The organism is Cellulosimicrobium sp. So1_17, from assembly GCF_055181235.1.
This window is the reverse complement of sequence record NZ_CM143702.1, coordinates 4,396,726-4,413,421: the sequence shown is the minus strand read 5'-3', so window position 1 is coordinate 4,413,421 and position 16,696 is coordinate 4,396,726. Positions and strand designations below refer to the sequence as shown.

Here is a 16,696-nt window from a genome sequence, read left to right as displayed (position 1 = left end):
GGCGGTCGACCGGGCGTCGAGCAGGATGGTCACGAGGTGTGCAACCACCGTGCGCGGCGGCCCATTCCCGCGGGCAGGCACCTGGTGTGCCACGAGCCGGACATCGCTAGCGTGGCGACCATGACCACGACCGAGATCCCGTCCCGCTTCCTCACCCTCCTGCGCGAGCAGGTCGCGCACGAGCTCGACGCGCACCAGCAGTACATCGCCATCGCGGTGTGGTTCGACTCCCACGACCTGCCCCAGCTCGCCGCGCACTTCTACCGCCAGTCGGTCGAGGAGCGCAACCACGCGATGATGATCGTGCAGTACCACCTCGACCGGGACCTGCCCGTCGTGATCCCGGGCACCGGCGACGTGCGCAACGACTTCTCGTCCGTCGTCGAGCCGCTCCAGCTCGCCCTCGACCAGGAGAAGCAGGTCACGGCCCAGATCGAGGCGATCTTCCGGGCCGCGCGCGAGGAGGGCGACGCGCTCGGCGAGCAGTTCCTCCTGTGGTTCCTCAAGGAGCAGGTCGAGGAGGTCGCGTCGGCGACCACCCTGCTCACCGTCGCGCAGCGCGCCGGGGACAACCTGTTCGACCTCGAGAACTACGTCGCGCGAGAGACGATCGGCGACTCGGGAGAGTCCGCGGACGCGCCCGAGGCCGCCGGCGGAGCGCTCTGAGGGCACCTCGTGTCCTGATCGCACCACCAGGTGAGGTGAGGGAGGGCGCGCGCGATCTACCATCCGCCCGCTCGTCCCTCGCGGGCTCCCGCCGGGCCCGCCACGATCGCGCGCGCCCTCCCTCACCTCCCCCTCGCCCGTCGTCTCGCCCTCGTCCCGTCTCTCCCTCGTCTTCCGCGGTTCTCAGGCCCTCAGCACCCGTCGCCGGTGGCGCGCGGACCGCGGGCGCGGCAGGCTGGAGCGACACGCGACCGAAGGAGTACCGATGCTGCTGCGTCACCTCGCGAGGCCCATGCTGGCCTCCTGGTTCGTCTACGACGGCGTCCAGACCGCCCTCAAGCCGGCCGAGCACGTCCGCGCCGCACGCAGTGGCATCGAGATCGTCGAGAAGGGCGCCGGCGTGGAGGCCCCGCTGAGCGACGCGCAGGTCACCGCCCTCGTCCGAGTCCACGGCGTCGCCACCGCCGTCGCGGGCCTGTGCCTCGCCGTCAGCAAGGCGCCCCGCACGGCGGCGCTCACGCTCGCTGCGCTCACCGTCCCGCTCGCCGTCGTCAACCAGCCGTTCACCGGTGGTGAGGCCACCCGCACGGAGCGCACCCGCAAGTTCGTGGCCAACATCGGGGCGATCGGTGCCGCGCTCATCGCCGGGGCCGACTACGAGGGACGGCCGGGAGTGCAGTGGCGGCTCGAGAAGGCACGCCACGACCTGGCCCGGGCCAAGCAGGCGAAGCAGGACGCCGTCGTCACGAGCGCCAAGGGCACGGCGAAGAGCGTCAAGGGCACGGCGAAGGGCGTCACGGGTTCCGCGAAGCAGGCGTCCGCCGACGCCGGGCGCGCCGCGCGGCGGGCCGCCAAGGCCGCACGCGAGGCCGCCGAGCACGCCGCGAGCCTCACGTCGGGTGCCGTGCACGACGCCGGCGCGGCCGTGCGCTCCAAGGTCGCCTGAGCCTGCCGGACCCGGGGGTCGTGCGCCACGGCGCGGCTGTCGTGGCACACGGACCCGGGTTCGGCGCAGGGCGTGCCGCGCAGACCAGGGTTCGGTGGTGCGGTGCTCGGCCGGGGTGAACCCGCGTCGCGCGTCCAGCGCCCGGGAGGGTCCGGCGTCGGGCCCTGCACCTCCACTAGCCTGGACGCCATGACCGACGCGCACCTCGCCGCCCCTGCCCCCGCCGACGCGGACGGCTGGGCCGCGCCGACGGCCGCCGGCCCGCTCGCCGCGACCGTCGAGGTGCCGGGCTCGAAGTCGTTGACGAACCGCCTGCTCGTGCTCGCGGCCCTCGCGGACGGCCCGGGCGTCCTGCGCGGCGCGCTGCGCAGCCGCGACGCCGATCTCATGGCGGCCGGGCTGCGCGCGCTCGGCGTGAGCGTGACCGAGGGCTCGTCCCCCAGCGAGCTGCACGTCGTCCCGGGCGCTCTGCGCGGGCCGGCGGACATCGACTGCGGCCTCGCCGGCACGGTCATGCGGTTTCTCCCGCCCGTCGCCGCGCTCGCCGACGGGACCGTGCGGTTCGACGGCGACGAGGGCGCCCGCGTGCGGCCCATGGGACCGGTCCTCACGGCGCTCCGCGCGCTCGACGTGAGCGTCACGGACGACAGCAGCGGTACGCCCACCACGCTTCCCTTCACGATCCGCGGTCGCGGCAGGGTGCGCGGAGGCTCGGTCGACGTCGACGCGTCGGCGTCGAGCCAGTTCGTCTCCGGGCTCCTTCTCGCGGCCGCGCGGTTCGACCAGGGCCTCACGCTGCGCCACGTCGGCACCACGCTGCCGAGCATGCCGCACATCGACATGACGGTGGAGGTCCTGCGCGAGGTCGGCGTCGTGGTCGACGACTCGCGGCCCGCGATCTGGCGCGTCGAGCCGGGCCCGATCACCGCGCGCGACGTCCAGGTCGAGCCGGACCTCTCGAACGCCGGGCCGTTCCTCGCTGCCGCGCTCGTCGCGGGCGGTACCGTCCGCGTCCCCGGCTGGCCGACGACGACCACCCAGCCCGGCGCGATGCTGGGCGAGCTCCTCACGTCGATGGGCGGCACCGCGAGCCTCGACGGCGGGGTCATGTCCGTGACGGGGACCGGCGAGATCCGCGGCGTCGACGTCGACCTCCGCGCGGCGGGCGAGCTGGCACCGACGATCGCCGCCCTCGCGGCGCTCGCCGACTCCCCGAGCCGCCTGCGCGGCATCGCGCACCTGCGGGGGCACGAGACCGACCGCCTGGCCGCGCTCGCCACCGAGATCACCCGTCTGGGCGGGCAGGCGGAGGAGACGCGCGACGGGCTCGTCATCACGCCGCGTCCCCTGCACGGCGCGACGTTCCGCACGTACCACGACCACCGGATGGCGACGTCGGCCGCGCTCCTCGGCCTGCGCGTCGCGGGGGTCGCGGTGGAGAACGTCGAGACCACGGCGAAGACGCTGCCGGGTTTCGCGGGCATGTGGGAACGGATGCTGGCCGGCGACGCCGCGCACACGTCCTCGCCGAGCCTGCCGACCGGACCCGTCGAGGGGGTGGCGGCCCGCTGATGGCACGCCGCGTCCCCGACGAGTCGGACTTCCGGTCCCGCCCCGGCAAGCGGGGCAGCCGACCGCGCACCAAGCAGCGCCCCGACCATGCGGACGCGGTGACGGGGTTCGTCACGGGGGTGGACCGCGGGCGGTACACGCTGCTCGTCGACGCGGACGGGCCCGACGAGCGGGTGGTCGTCGCGATGAAGGCCCGGGACATCGGGCGCACGCGCGTCGTGTGCGGCGACCGGGTCGACCTCGTCGGTGACGTGAGCGGCGACGACGGCAGCCTCGCGCGCATCGTCCGGATCCAGGAGCGCAGCGCCGTCCTGCGGCGCACTGCCGACGACACCGACCCGTACGAGCGCGTCATCGTCGCCAACGCGGACCAGCTCGTCGTCGTGACCGCCCTCGCCGAGCCCGAGCCGCGCACGCGCATGATCGACCGGTGCGTCGTCGCGGCGTACGACGCCGGCATGGACGTCCTGCTGTGCCTCACCAAGGCGGACCTCGCCGACCCGGCGCCGCTGCGCGCGCTCTACGAGCCGCTCGGCGTGTCGGTCGTCGAGACGCGTCGCGTCCCCGACGGGCTCGCCGCGAACGGCTGGGCGATCGAGCCGCTCGACGCGGTCCGCGCCGCCCTCGCCGGACGCGCATCCGTGTTCGTCGGCCACTCGGGCGTCGGCAAGTCGACGCTGGTCAACGCGCTCGTGCCCGATGCCCGGCGGGCGACGGGGGTCGTGAACGACCACACGGGCCGTGGCCGCCACACGTCGACGTCCGCGGTCGCGCTGCGCCTGCCCGGCGGCGGCTGGGTGATCGACACCCCCGGCGTGCGGTCGTTCGGGCTCGCGCACGTCGAGGTCGGGAACCTGCTGCGCGCGTTCGACGACCTGGACGAGGTCGCCGAGGGGTGCCCGCGCGGGTGCACGCACCTCGACGACGCGCCCGACTGCGCGCTCGACGAGTGGGTCGAGGCGTCGCCCGACGACGAGACGCGTGCGGCGCGGGCCGCACGGCTCGAGTCCTTCCGCCGCGTGCTGGCGTCGCGCACCGGCGCGGCCTGAGCCCGGAGCGGACGGTCGCACCGCTACGGTGTGAGCCATGACGCCCCCCTCGACGCGGAGCTACGACGACGACCTGCGCCTCGCCCACGTGATCGCCGACCAGGTCGACGGCCACACGATGTCCCGGTTCAAGGCGATCGACCTGCACGTGGAGTCGAAGCCCGACTCGACGCCGGTGAGCGACGCCGACCGCGCGGCGGAGGAGATCATCCGCGCCGGGCTCGGGCGGGCGCGGGGACGGGACGCGATCGTCGGCGAGGAGTACGGCGAGTCCGGGCACGGGTCGCGACGCTGGATCGTCGACCCGATCGACGGGACGAAGAACTTCGTGCGCGGCGTGCCGGTGTGGGCGACGCTCATCGCTCTCGCCGACGGCGACGAGGTCGTCGTCGGGCTCGTCTCCGCACCGGCGCTCGGCCGCCGCTGGTGGGCCGCGAAGGGCACGGGCGCCTGGACGGGCAAGTCGCTCGCTGCGGCGTCCCGACTGCACGTCTCCGCGGTCTCGCGGTGGGAGGACGCGTCGCTCGCGTACTCCTCGCTCACCGGCTGGGAGGAGCGCGGACGTCTCGACCCGTTCCTCGACCTCATGCGGGGCGCGTGGCGCACGCGCGGCTACGGCGACTTCTGGTCGTACATGCTCGTGGCGGAGGGCGCCGTCGACGCTGCGGCCGAGCCCGAGCTCGAGCTCTACGACATGGCAGCTCTCGTGCCGATCGTCACCGAGGCGGGCGGGCGGTTCACGTCGCTCGACGGCGCTCACGGCCCGTGGGGCGGCAACGCCGTCGCGACGAACGGCCTCCTCCACGACGAGGTGCTCGGCCGCCTGGGCTGATCCGGCGGCGAGCGCGGAGGCGTCCGTGTGCGCGCCGTGTCAGGCGCGCGGCACCTCCGGGATCTCCGACCAGTCGTACCAGAGCAGGTCGCGCTCGGTGACCCGGTCGAGCGCCGTGTCGAGCGCCGCGTCGGCCTCGGGCCCGTCGCCGTCGGCCGCCGCGAGCACGGCCTCGACGTCGGGGGCCGCCTCGGGCTCGTCGACGTGCACGCACACGACGGCGACGTCGGGCACGGTCCGCACGACCTGGACCGCGCTCGGGGCCGGGGCGTCCTCCTCGTCCTCGCCCGGCGCGGGCTCGACGGCCTGCACCGCGCCGTCGGGCACCTCGAGCGTGATGACGAGCCGCTGCCGCGGTGCGTCCGGCCGGGACGCGACGAGAGCGAGAGAGTCGTCCGCGGCCTCGAGCGCTGCCGCGTACTCCAGCCCCTCCTCGTCCTCGTCCGGGAGCGACCGGACGAGGGCCGACGTCACCGCGTGCGCGCCGCGCGGCGCCACCGTCCAGAGCGCGGCGTCGGGGGTGATTGTCACGGCGTCGAGCTCGTCGAGCGTGGCAGGCAGGTAGATGCGCATGGCCTCAGTGTGCCGTCTGGAGGTGACCGGTGCCGACCACGGGCGCGGGCGTCTCGGAGCGCACGTGCGCGGCGAGCCGCGCGAGGGCGCGACGGGCCGGGCTCGCCGGCGCGACCTCGGCCAGGACCCGGCCCTCGCGGAGCGCGAGGTCGAGGGACCGGTCCTCGGGGACGGCCTGCAGGTCGTCCACACCGGCGTAGCGTGCCAGCGCCTCGCGCACGGCGCGCTCCGGCCGCGGCCCGACGACGCCCGAACGCACCCGGTTCACCACGACGACCCGCAGCGCTCCGGCCGCCGCACCGGTCTCGTCGAGCTCGTCGAGCGCGCGCACGAGGCGCTGGAGGGAGACCGGGTCCGCTCCCCCGACCACGACGACCACGTCCGCGGCGCCCAGCGCGCTGAGGGTGGCGGCGTTGCGCTGCGGAGCCCGCGTGTCGTAGGTCAGGAGCTCGTCGCTCTCGATGCCGAACCCGCAGTCGACGACGGTCCAGTCCGCGACCGACCGCGCCACGTCCCACACGACGTCCAGCGACGGACCGGGCAGCTCCGGCCAGCGCGCGGCCCGGGCCAGCCCGGTGAGGACCTGGAGCCGCGGGACGACGGTCGGCGCGAGCGCCTGGAGACCGGTCGCGTCGAGCGCTCCGTGCCCCGCGCTGCGGGCGGCGGCCGCGAGCCCCGGCGACTCGTCGAGCATCCCGAGGTGCTGGGCCACCGACCCGCCGTACGTGTCCGCGTCGACCAGCAGGACCCCGGACTCGGGGCCGGTCGGCGCGACCGCGGGCAGCTCGACCTCCGCGGGACGACGGTCGCGCCGCGACCCGCGTCGCGGGGACGACGGCGGTCCGGCGAGCTCGGCGGCGAGGTTCACCGCGACCGTCGTGCGACCGGGCGCACCGGTCGGCCCCCACACGGCCACGACCCGCCCGACGCGGCGCGCCGGCTCGACGCCGACCGGTGCCGGTGCCGGTGTTCCGTGCGGGCCCTCGGGAGCCACGGCGACCGGCGGGCGCGCGACGACGGCACGGACGGCTTCCAGGAGCGAGTCTGCCGAGGCGGCAAGGTCGACGACGACGTCGACCCCGAGCGCCCGCAGCCTGCTCTCCTCCCACGACCCCGTCGGCGCCAGACCCACGACGCGGACACCGTGCCCATGGAGCTCGCCGACCACCTCCCGGTCGAAGGCGGGGAGGTCGGCGGACACGACCCCTACCTGCCCCGCACCCGCCGCCGCCGCGGCTCGCAGCTCGACGACGTCGGCGCAGCGTCGCGTCACCTGGAGACCGGGCACGTCGAGCGCGGTGACGACGTCGGCCTCGGACGGTCCTCGGACCGCGCAGAGCACCGTGGCGACGGCTGTCGCCCCGCTCATCCCGCACCGCCCACGGGGACGACGGCGATCGACCCCTCGCCCGCCACGGCGGCGAGCACCGTGGCGAGGTCCTCGGCCGCGACGAGGACGTGGATCGTCACCGGGCCGCCTGCGACGAAGGTCCCGTCGGCCTCGTCGATCTCTGCCACCGTCACGCCCTCGACCAGGGTCGCCGGTTCGACCCCCTGGATCGGCGCGCCCTGCTCGCCCGTCGCGGACGGCGCCGGCGGCACGTGCCACAGGTCGACCTCGGCCCCCGCCACGATGCGGTCCGACAGCCCCGACGTGACGGGCACCGCGACGGCGCGCAGCGCGAGATCGGCGGTGGCACCCAGCGCGCTCGCCGGGACCAGCTCGCCGGACTCGACGGTCCGGAGCACGACGGCCTCCTCGGGGACGCCGTCGGCAGCGAGCAGGTAGCCACCCGTCTCGCTGCCGAGCCGGACCTCCACGACGCGCAGGTCCTCCGCGGTGACCCGGTCACCGGGCGTCAGCACGCCGTCGGCCGCGTACACGGCGTCCGTGTGCCCGGCGGCGCCGACCGCCCAGGACCCGAGCGCGACGGAGGCGGCGATCACGACCAGGCCGACGAGGAGCCTCGGGTCGCGCCACGTCGGTCGCCGCAGGCGGGTCGCCGTGCGGGCGGGCGAGGGCGTCGCCGTCGAGTCGCGCGAGGGGCGTTCCAGGGTCGTCGTCATCGAGTCCCGTCCGTGGTCGTGTCCGTGGTCCTGCACCTGCCTGCGGCCGGCGGCCGCGGGTTCATGATCGTCGCTGCCGCAGCTCTGCGGGAAGGCATGTGGACAACGGTGGGGCCTCGCCGACCCCGTGCCAGACTTGCGGCATGGCCCAGCGCTTCCTCACCCTCGCCGACGTCACGGAAGAGCTCAACATCTCCGCGGCCCAGGCGTACGCGCTCGTGCGGTCGGGCGAGCTGCCCGCCATCCAGGTCGGCGGCCGTGGCCAGTGGCGCGTCGAGGCGAGCGAGCTCGAGGGATACATCCAGCGCATGTACGCGCAGACCCGCCAGCGGATCGAGGCCGGTGAGTTCGAGGGCTGACGCACGCCGTCACCGTGCCGTCACCGTGCCGTCGCCCGCGACGGCCGAACGTCCCCGACCTCTCCGACCGCTCCCCCTGCGTCGTGATCATCGTGCGGCGCCACCTGGCCAGGAGTCGCTGACGCACAGCAGCGCAGCGTAGGGGACCGACCGGGTACCGTGCCGCGCCCCCGGCGAGACCTCCAGGTCGACGTGGTCCTTGCCCACGCGGGAGATCCATCCCGGGTACGCGGCAGTGTGGACGCGCACCTGCACCGGCCGACGGTCCCGCATGAGGGCCCGCAGGACGTGGCCCAGACCGAGCCGCTCGGCCCGTCCCGAGGTCGCGGGTCGCGCGAACCTCCCGAGCCCCGTGACGGCCGCGACGGCCGCCGACGGGACGAGGTGCTGGCGCGGCTGCTCCTCCATGAGCACCCAGTCCGTGGCGACGTCGCGGACCTCGCCGGTGACCCGGGACCCGTCCCGGAGCTCGAGGGTGACGACTCCCTCCGTGCCTCGGAGCCGCTCGACGAGCGAGACGGTGGCGTGCTCGGCGCGCGTCAGGTCTGCCACCGCGTCGGCCAGCTCGGCGCGCTCGGCGGCGGCCAGCTGCGCCGCGAGGTCGTCGAAGAGGGCGTCCCACCGCACGCGCACACGGTAGCGGGAGGGGCACCCGGGCGGGTCCGCGCCGTCCACATCACGAGAACCCCCTAGACACCGACAACAAGCTGCACTTAGATATCGCCAACAGCATCAAACGACATCAAACGTCATCAACAGATGCCGCGGTTGGCGAACGGCAGACTCAGGGGGACCCATGGAACGGCGATCTGACGCGCGACCAGCACCCGACGAGCCAGCCGCACGAGGCAGCGGCGTGCACGGGGGCTGGACGCTTCTTCTTCTGCTCGGCGCCCTGTCGGGAGCGGCGGTCGCTCTCACGGCGCGAGGCGTGCACGTCGCCGGGACCCTGCCCACCACGCGGTTCGAGGCCTACCTCGAGCTCGCGGCGGTCACCGTCGGCGCCCTGGTCGCCGCCTGGGTCGCCCTCAGCAGCGCGCTGGCGCTCGGCTGCCTGGCCGTCCGGGCCGGCGGGCGGACCTGGGCCGCCGGCGAGCGGATCATCGCGCGCCACGCCCCTGCTGTCGTGCGCCGGGCGGCGCGCATCGGCGTCAGCATGACGGTCGGAGCCGGGCTGGTCCTCGGCGCAGGGACCGCCCACGCGACGGAGGGGCCGGACGCGGACCGGGCGCCGGTCGTCGCCGTCGACCTCGGATGGCGTGCGTCGGCCCCGGAGGTCGCACCCAGGACCGTGGCAGGAGGTCCGGTGACGTCCGCGGTCGAGACCGAACGCCGCGCGGACCGCCGGTCCGGCGACGCCGTCCCCTCCGTCGACGGGACCGACGCCCCCGACGGCACGACCGGGCCCGCGCCGGTGCCCACGGGCACGAGCAACGCCTCTGGTGTGCCGACCATAGACGACGCGCCCGCCTCCTGGTCGCTCCCCGTCGAGGCGCCCCGAACGACATCCGGGACCGAGGGACCACGGTCTGACGCGTCCACCGAGACCGGTCCAAGGCAGGCGGCCGCCCACCCCGTTCCCCCGACCGACGCGGACGCCGCCCCTCGCCCCGGTGGGACGGGCACCGGCACGACGCCCCTTCGCTCGGGCTCGGCACTCCCGGCCGCGGAGCGGGACGCCGCGCTGACCGTCACCCGCGAGCGGTCCGCGACCGGTACCGAGGTCGTGGTCCTGCGCGGCGACACGCTCTGGGACATCGCCGCCCGGTCGCTCCCCGCCGCCGCCACCGACGCCGACGTCGCCGCGGCCGTGGCGCGGTGGCACGCGGCGAACGCCGCCGTCATCGGCGGCGACCCCGACCTCATCCGACCCGGCCAGGTGCTCGTCGCACCGTCGGCGTGACCCACCGTCCCGAACGACCGAAGGAGCCGACGATGACGACCAGCGTGCTCGACCCCCAGTCCGCGGTGACGGCGCGGTCCACCAGCGTCCCGACCGAGGCGAGCAGCGCCCGGCTGCTCCGGAGCGTCGGTGAGGCGCCTGCTGCGACCGTCGACGTCCGCGACCCCCGGGCCGGCGTCCCGCGCCACGTGGCGCACGGGCGTCCTCTGGTCCCGACGACGCCCGTTCCGCTCCCGGACCCGACGCCGCTGTGCTGCGCCGTGGTGAGAGCCGCCGTCGAGGTGGTGCGGGGCGACCGTACGGTCCAGCAGCTCGCGCGCTGGGTGACGCCGGAGATCTACGAGGCGCTCGCGCGACGCGCGCGGGTCGTGCTCGACGCGGGTCTCGCGCCCGACACGGCGACCCGCCCCGTGACGGTCCGGCGCGCCCGTGTCCTGCGTCTCGGGTCGGACGTCGCCGAGGCGACGGTGGTCGTCGACGACGGCGACCGTGTCCGGGCAGCCGCCGCCCGGCTCGAGGAGCGCCGCGGGACGTGGCGCGTGGTCGCTCTCGAGATCGGGTGACCGGACCGGCGCTGCCGCGGCGACGGTCGCTGACGCCGGAGACACGAGGAGGGGCGGTCGAAGACGACCGCCCCTCCTCGCGCACCCGGGGGGCGCGATACGCCCCCCGGCCGGTCACGCCTCGTTCTGACCGTGGCAGACCTTGTACTTCTTGCCGGAGCCGCACGGGCACTGGGCGTTGCGCGGTGTTCCCGGGAACGTCCGCCCGTCGCTCTCGACGGCGGTCGCCTCACCGTGCAGCGCGCGGCGCGAGCGGCGACCGGCGTCGCCCGTCACGACCGCGGCGCCCGTGGCGTCCTCGCTCGGGGCGCTGTACGAGAGCGGCACCTGACGGTCGGGACCGTCGAGGCCCTTCGCGATGAGCGTGCCGGCACGGTCGCCCGACGCAGCCGGGGCCACGACGGGCGCGCCCTCGGCGGCCGCCGCCTGCACCGGGGGCTCGTCGACCGACGACTTCTCGACCGACGGCGCCTCGGCGGGCTCGTCCTCGACCGGGGCGTCCTCCACCTCGTCGACCGGCGCGTCCTGCACCGGCGACGCGGCCGTCCGCGCCGCAGCGGACTGCGCCGCGGCGGCGAGACCGGCGGTCGCACCCGCGGACGCGGCGCCAGCCGCCCCACCGAGCGCCTGCCCCGCGGCGGACTGCGCCGCCTGGGCCGCCTGGGCGGCGTCGATCACCGCGGGCTGGCCCTGTGCCGCGCCGGGCTCGGCGACCTTGACCTCGAGGTTGAAGAGGAACCCGACGGTCTCCTCCTTGATCGCCTCGGTCATCGCCTGGAAGAGCTGGTAGCCCTCGCGCTGGTACTCGACGAGCGGGTCGCGCTGGGCCATCGCGCGCAGGCCGATGCCCTCCTTGAGGTAGTCCATCTCGTAGAGGTGCTCGCGCCACTTGCGGTCCAGCACGGACAGCGTCACGCGGCGCTCGAGCTGACGCATGTTCGCGGAACCGAGCTGCTCCTCGCGGTTCTCGTAGGCGATGCGGGCGTCGGACAGGATCTCCTCGAGCAGGAGCTCCTGCGTCAGGCGGGTCGCTCCCCCGGCCTGCTCGACGACCTCGTCGACCTCGATCGAGATCGGGTACACGGCCTTGACCGCGGTCCACAGCGCGTCGAGGTCCCAGTTCTCGGGGTTGCCCTCGGCCGTCGCCGCCTCGACGTAGGCGGTGATCACGTCGGTGAGGAAGTGCTGCACCTGCTCGTGCAGGTCCTCGCCCTCGAGCACGCGGCGGCGCTCGTCGTAGATGACGGTGCGCTGACGGGACAGCACGTCGTCGTACTTGAGGACGTTCTTGCGGATCTCGAAGTTGCGCGACTCCACCTGGCCCTGCGCGCTCGCGATGCCGCGCGTGACCATCTTCGACTCGAGCGGCACGTCGTCCGGGAACCCGGCGCGGTTCATCATCGACTCGGCGAGACCCGAGTTGAACAGGCGCATGAGGTCGTCCTGCATCGACAGGTAGAACCGGGACTCCCCCGGGTCGCCCTGACGGCCGGAACGACCACGCAGCTGGTTGTCGATACGGCGCGACTCGTGGCGCTCCGTGCCGAGCACGTAGAGACCGCCGAGCTCCTTGACCTCGTCGTGCTCGGCCGCGACGGCGGCCTTCGCCTTCTCGAGGGCGTCGGGCCATGCCGCCTCGTACTCCTCGGCGTTCTCCGCGGCGTCGAGCCCGCGGGCCGCGAGGTCGGCGACCGCCATGAACTCGGCGTTGCCGCCGAGCATGATGTCGGTGCCTCGACCGGCCATGTTCGTCGCGACGGTGACGGCGCCCTTGCGGCCGGCCTGCGCGACGATCGCGGCCTCGCGCGCGTGCTGCTTCGCGTTGAGCACCTCGTGCGGGACGCCCTGCTTCTTGAGCTTCGAGGACAGCAGCTCGGACTTCTCGACGCTCGTCGTGCCGACGAGGACGGGCTGACCGTGCGCGTGGCGCTCGACGATGTCCGCGACGACGGCGTCGAACTTGCCGTCCTCGTTCTTGTAGACGAGGTCGGCCTGGTCGAGGCGCTGCATCGGCCGGTTCGTCGGGATCGGGACCACGCCGAGCTTGTACGTGCCCTGGAACTCGGCGGCCTCGGTGTCGGCGGTACCCGTCATGCCCGCGAGCTTGGAGTACAGGCGGAAGTAGTTCTGCAGCGTGATCGTGGCGAGCGTCTGGTTCTCGGCCTTGATCTGCACGCCCTCCTTGGCCTCGATGGCCTGGTGCATTCCCTCGTTGTAGCGGCGGCCCGGGAGGATGCGGCCCGTGTGCTCGTCGACGATCATCACCTCGCCGTTGAGCACGACGTAGTCCTTGTCGCGCTTGAAGAGCTCCTTCGCCTTGATGGCGTTGTTGAGGAACCCGATGAGCGGCGTGTTGAGCGACTCGTAGAGGTTGTCGATGCCGAGGTAGTCCTCGATCTTCTCGATGCCCGGCTCGAGCACGCCGACGGTCCGCTTCTTCTCGTCGACCTCGTAGTCCGTGCCGCCGTTCAGGCGGCGCACGACCTTGGAGAACTCGCCGTACCAGCGGTTCGCGTCGCCCGAGGCAGGTCCCGAGATGATGAGCGGCGTGCGCGCCTCGTCGATGAGGATCGAGTCGACCTCGTCGACGATCGCGAAGTTGTGGCCGCGCTGGACGAGGTCGTCGGTCGACCACGCCATGTTGTCGCGCAGGTAGTCGAAGCCGAACTCGTTGTTCGTGCCGTACGTGATGTCGGCGGCGTACTCCTGGCGGCGCTGCGCGGGCGTCTGACCGGAGAGGATCACGCCCGTGGTGAGCCCGAGGAAGCGGTAGACGCGGCCCATGAGCTCGCTCTGGTACTTCGCCAGGTAGTCGTTGACCGTGACGACGTGCACGCCCTTGCCCTCGAGCGCGTTGAGGTACGCGGCCGTCGTCGCGACGAGCGTCTTGCCCTCACCGGTCTTCATCTCGGCGATGTTGCCGAGGTGCAGCGCGGCCCCGCCCATGAGCTGGACGTCGAAGTGCCGCTGCCCGAGCGTGCGGCGCGCCGCCTCCCGGACGGTGGCGAACGCCTCCGGCAGGATCTCGTCCAGGGTGGCGCCGTCGGCGAGGCGCGCCCTGAAGCGGTCCGTCTCCTCCCGCAGCTCCTCGTCGGTGAGATCCTCGAAGCTGGGCTCCAGCTTGTTGATCTGGTCGGCGATGCCGGACAGCTTCTTGAGGATCCGGCCCTCGCCGATGCGAAGGACCTTGTCGAGGATCGAAGGCACGCAGAACTCCCGTATCGATCGCGTCCCGGGCCGGGTGGTCCGGGAGGGCCGCGCTCCTCGCCGCACGGGTGCGTGCGGGTCGGGCGTCGGCAACGTCACACAACATCGTAGGGGAGCCTGGGGCCTCCCGGCCCCGTCCGCGTTCCGCCGACGACGAACCGCACCGCCCGCACGCCCGCACCGTCCGACGCCCGTAGGCTCGGGCCCGTGGCGCACGTGCTCGTGACGGGGATGTCGGGCGTCGGGAAGTCGACGGCGCTCGGCGGTCTCGCGGACCGGGACGTCGAGGTCGTCGAGACCGACGACGGCGACTGGTGCGTCGTCGCGCCGGTACCTGGCGCACCGCGCGGCACCGTCGACCGCGTGTGGCGGGAGGACCGGATGACCGCCCTGCTCGACGACCGCGCGGGGCGTCCGCTCGTCGTCGCCGGAACGGTGCCGAACCAGGGCAGGTTCCACGACCGGTTCGACGCCGTGGTCCTGCTCTCGGCGCCTCTCGACGTCATGCTCGACCGGGTCGCGCGGCGGGTCACCAACCCGTTCGGCAGGACCGAGGCCGAGCGCGCGCGCATCGTCGCCGACACGCGCGTCGTCGTCCCCCTGCTGCGTGCAGCGTGCACGCACGAGATCGACACGAGCGTGACGCCGCCCGACGCCGTCGTCGACCGGCTGGTGCAGCTCGCCCTCAGGCCGGGAGCTCTGTCGCCCTTCAGGCGGTGAGCTGCGTCGCGACCTCCGCCGCGAGTGCCGGCGCCAGGTCCCCGACGGGGGTGACGTCGACCTCCGGCACGCCGAGCCAGGCGCCGAGCACGGCGAGCTCGGCCGCGAGCCGGGCTGCGGTCTCGGCGCCCGCCGCCTGCTCGCGGTGCGCGGACAGCACGCGCAGCACGCCGGCGCGACGATCGGCCTTGAGGTCGACGCGCGCCGTGAGGGCTTCTCCCTCGAGGAACGGCAGGACGTAGTACCCGTGCACGCGCTTCGCCGCCGGGACGTAGATCTCGATCCGGTAGTGCACGTCGAACAGCCGCTCGAGCCGGGTGCGCTCGAACACCAGGGGGTCGAACGGGTTGAGCAGCGTCGTCGCCGTCGCGCGTCGCGGCAGCGCGGCGTCGGCGTGCAGATACGTCGGCTCGTCCCAGCCGCGCACGACGACCGGCCGCAGCGTCCCGGCCTCGACGAGCTCCACGAGCGCCGTGCGTACGGCCGGTCCAGAGAGCCGGAAGTAGTCCTTGAAGCACCGCAGCGTGCCCACGCCGTGCGCGCGGGCGCCGATCTCGAGGAGCTGCCGGACGGCGTCGGCGTCCGAGACCGGTGCCGCGGCGACCACCTCGGGCGGCAGGACACGCTCGGAGAGGTCGTAGCACCGCTCGAACGCCCCGTTGCGCCGGGCCGACGTGATCTCGCCCGTGAAGAACAGGAACTCGAGCGCGCGCTTGGCGACGGTCCAGTTCCACCCCCACTGCGACCGGTCGCGGGGGTGGGCGCGCCCCTCCTCCTCGAGGATCGCGTGGACCTCGCTCGCCGTGATCGGCCCTCGATCGGTCACGAGCCGGCGGACGTCCTCCACCGTCTCGGAGTGGCTCATCTCGACCGCGCTGATCGCCCCCCACGCCTCCGTGCGGTACCGACGCCGTCGCCACTCGAGCAGCGGCCACGTCGACGGCGGCACGTAGGACGCGACGTGCGCCCACGTCTCGACGAGCCGACGCGGTGCCCGCCCGGCCGCACGGTCCAGCAGCGCCGTGTCGTACGGCCCGAGGCGTGCGTACAGCGGCATGAGGTGCGCCCGGGCGAGCACGTTCACCGAGTCGATCTGCACCAGCCCGAGCCGGTCGATCACTCCTTGCACGTGCCGCATGGTCGGCGCCCCGGCCCGCCCCTCTCCCCCGGCGCCCCCGAAGGGGCGCGGTCGGTGCAGACCCTGAGCCGCGAGCGCGACCCGCCTCGCCTGCGACAACGACATCGTCTCGACGGTGACCACCCCCCGATCCTGCCCGACCCCACCCACACGGAGCGGGGTCGCTGCGCGTCGTGCACGCTCGCGAGACCGCCGGGCCCCCGACGCACGACGGTCCGCCTCGCACGACGCGAGGCGGACCGGGCAGGAGCGGACGAGGCGACCGGACAGGAGACGACGAGGCGACCGCACAGGAGAGGACGAGGTGAGGGTGGGCGCGCGCGACCGTGGCGGGTCTGGCGGGAGCCCGCGAGGAACGAGCGGGCGGATGGTAGGTCGCGCGCGCCCACCCTCACCTCGTCCGGAGGCGACTCAGGACCGCGAGGGATCCACGAGGGTCAGGCGGACTTCTCGACCTTCGCCTCGGCGCAGTCGCACGACGTGTCGAGCGCGACGACGCCGTAGGTCCACCCGCGTCGGCGGTACGCGACCGACGGGCGCGCGGTCTCGACGTCGACGAAGAGGAAGAAGTCGTGGCCGACCATCTCCATCTCGTACAGCGCGTCGTCGACGGTCATGGGCTCGGCGCTGTGCAGCTTCTGCCGGATCACGACGGGCGAGTCGCCGTCGCCGAGAGGCTTCTCGACCGCCTCACCGGGCTCGGAGGGCGCCGTGGGCGCCGGTGCCGGCGGGGCGGAGTGCGTCACCGGGTCGTAGGGACGGACGTCGACGGGCGGCACGACGGTGTGGTTCCGGTGGTCCTTGCGACGGTCGCGCACGCGGCGCAGGCGCTCGGCGAGCTTCTCCATCGCGAGGTCGAGGGCGCCGAACCGGTCGTCGGCCGCGGCCTCGGCACGCACGACGGGCCCCTTCGCGCGGACCGTGAGCTCGACGCGTTCACGGACCCCGGAGAGCCTCGGGTTGTTCTCGTGGGTGACCTCGACGTCCACGCGCTGCGCCGTGGGCGCGAGCTGCTGGACCTTGGCGAGCTTGTCCTCCGCGTGCTGGCGGAACCGGTCGGCCACCTCGGTGTGCCTGCCGACGACGACGATCTCCATGTGA

The 16,696-nt window shown here is 74.3% G+C and carries 16 protein-coding genes; 9 read left to right on the top strand and 7 right to left on the bottom strand.

Going from position 1 to position 16,696, the window contains the following annotated elements; translation table 11 throughout:
• The first annotated feature begins 120 nt into the window (after positions 1-120).
• The 5 genes from ACZCLJ_RS19445 to hisN all read left to right on the top strand — a co-directional run bounded on the left by ACZCLJ_RS19445 (position 121) and on the right by hisN (position 5,065).
• Positions 121-666 carry a ferritin gene (locus ACZCLJ_RS19445; protein WP_251150297.1) on the top strand — a complete coding sequence of 182 codons (546 nt, stop codon included), beginning with the start codon at positions 121-123 and terminating at the stop codon, positions 664-666.
• Between the two features lie 265 nt (positions 667-931).
• Positions 932-1,612 carry a DoxX family membrane protein gene (locus tag ACZCLJ_RS19440; protein WP_463104955.1) on the top strand — a complete coding sequence of 227 codons (681 nt, stop codon included), beginning with the start codon at positions 932-934 and terminating at the stop codon, positions 1,610-1,612.
• 189 nt (positions 1,613-1,801) lie between these two features.
• Positions 1,802-3,184: a 3-phosphoshikimate 1-carboxyvinyltransferase gene (aroA, locus tag ACZCLJ_RS19435; protein WP_463104954.1), complete on the top strand. Its 1,383-nt coding sequence runs from the start codon at positions 1,802-1,804 to the stop codon at positions 3,182-3,184.
• The gene (gene rsgA / locus ACZCLJ_RS19430; RefSeq protein WP_463104953.1) at positions 3,184-4,233 is read left to right on the top strand and encodes a ribosome small subunit-dependent GTPase A; all 1,050 of its coding nucleotides are present in this window, start codon (positions 3,184-3,186) and stop codon (positions 4,231-4,233) included. Before aroA ends, rsgA begins: the two co-directional genes overlap by 1 nt.
• A gap of 37 nt (positions 4,234-4,270) precedes the next feature.
• Positions 4,271-5,065: a histidinol-phosphatase gene (gene hisN, locus ACZCLJ_RS19425; protein ID WP_251150301.1), complete on the top strand. Its 795-nt coding sequence runs from the start codon at positions 4,271-4,273 to the stop codon at positions 5,063-5,065.
• A gap of 39 nt (positions 5,066-5,104) precedes the next feature.
• Here the strand turns inward: hisN and ACZCLJ_RS19420 are convergent, their stop codons facing one another.
• From ACZCLJ_RS19420 to ACZCLJ_RS19410, 3 genes are read right to left on the bottom strand one after another with little or no spacing between them, the layout of a single operon-like run.
• On the bottom strand, positions 5,105-5,638 hold the full coding sequence (locus ACZCLJ_RS19420) for a DUF6912 family protein (RefSeq protein ID WP_463104952.1): 534 nt from the start codon (positions 5,636-5,638) through the stop codon (positions 5,105-5,107).
• Between the two features lie 4 nt (positions 5,639-5,642).
• Positions 5,643-7,007: an AAA family ATPase gene (locus tag ACZCLJ_RS19415; RefSeq protein WP_463104951.1), complete on the bottom strand. Its 1,365-nt coding sequence runs from the start codon at positions 7,005-7,007 to the stop codon at positions 5,643-5,645.
• A complete protein-coding gene (locus tag ACZCLJ_RS19410) occupies positions 7,004-7,705 on the bottom strand; it encodes a CpaB family protein (protein ID WP_463104950.1) in 702 nt (233 codons plus the stop codon). The genes ACZCLJ_RS19415 and ACZCLJ_RS19410 overlap by 4 nt, the downstream gene beginning before the upstream one ends.
• A gap of 143 nt (positions 7,706-7,848) precedes the next feature.
• Here ACZCLJ_RS19410 and ACZCLJ_RS19405 point away from each other — a divergent pair, with 143 nt between their 5' ends.
• Positions 7,849-8,064, top strand: a complete 216-nt coding sequence (locus ACZCLJ_RS19405) for a helix-turn-helix domain-containing protein (RefSeq protein ID WP_251150305.1) — start codon at positions 7,849-7,851, stop codon at positions 8,062-8,064.
• 87 nt (positions 8,065-8,151) lie between these two features.
• Here ACZCLJ_RS19405 and ACZCLJ_RS19400 read toward each other — a convergent pair whose 3' ends face one another.
• The gene (locus ACZCLJ_RS19400) at positions 8,152-8,691 is read right to left on the bottom strand and encodes a hypothetical protein (RefSeq protein ID WP_463104949.1); all 540 of its coding nucleotides are present in this window, start codon (positions 8,689-8,691) and stop codon (positions 8,152-8,154) included.
• Between the two features lie 229 nt (positions 8,692-8,920).
• On the opposite strand from ACZCLJ_RS19400, the gene ACZCLJ_RS19395 reads away from it, so the two are divergent.
• Together ACZCLJ_RS19395 and ACZCLJ_RS19390 are read left to right on the top strand one after the other, a co-directional pair.
• Positions 8,921-9,967 (top strand): hypothetical protein, encoded by a 1,047-nt coding sequence (locus ACZCLJ_RS19395; RefSeq protein ID WP_463104948.1) that lies wholly within the window; start codon positions 8,921-8,923, stop codon positions 9,965-9,967.
• A 32-nt stretch (positions 9,968-9,999) separates the two neighbouring features.
• The gene (locus ACZCLJ_RS19390) at positions 10,000-10,530 is read left to right on the top strand and encodes an Rv3235 family protein (RefSeq protein WP_463104947.1); all 531 of its coding nucleotides are present in this window, start codon (positions 10,000-10,002) and stop codon (positions 10,528-10,530) included.
• Between the two features lie 114 nt (positions 10,531-10,644).
• Here ACZCLJ_RS19390 and secA read toward each other — a convergent pair whose 3' ends face one another.
• Complete coding sequence (gene secA, locus ACZCLJ_RS19385; RefSeq protein ID WP_251150309.1) at positions 10,645-13,737, bottom strand: preprotein translocase subunit SecA; 3,093 nt, start codon at positions 13,735-13,737, stop codon at positions 10,645-10,647.
• 207 nt (positions 13,738-13,944) lie between these two features.
• Here secA and ACZCLJ_RS19380 point away from each other — a divergent pair, with 207 nt between their 5' ends.
• A complete protein-coding gene (locus ACZCLJ_RS19380; protein WP_251150310.1) occupies positions 13,945-14,457 on the top strand; it encodes an AAA family ATPase in 513 nt (170 codons plus the stop codon).
• Here ACZCLJ_RS19380 and ACZCLJ_RS19375 read toward each other — a convergent pair.
• Together ACZCLJ_RS19375 and hpf are read right to left on the bottom strand one after the other, a co-directional pair.
• A complete protein-coding gene (locus tag ACZCLJ_RS19375; RefSeq protein WP_251150593.1) occupies positions 14,447-15,700 on the bottom strand; it encodes a winged helix-turn-helix domain-containing protein in 1,254 nt (417 codons plus the stop codon). The two genes, ACZCLJ_RS19380 and ACZCLJ_RS19375, sit on opposite strands and share 11 nt — an antisense overlap.
• Positions 15,701-16,032: 332 nt before the next feature.
• Entirely contained in the window at positions 16,033-16,692 is a 660-nt protein-coding gene (gene hpf / locus ACZCLJ_RS19370) for a ribosome hibernation-promoting factor, HPF/YfiA family (RefSeq protein WP_251150311.1), read from the bottom strand.
• Positions 16,693-16,696: the final 4 nt, after the last annotated feature.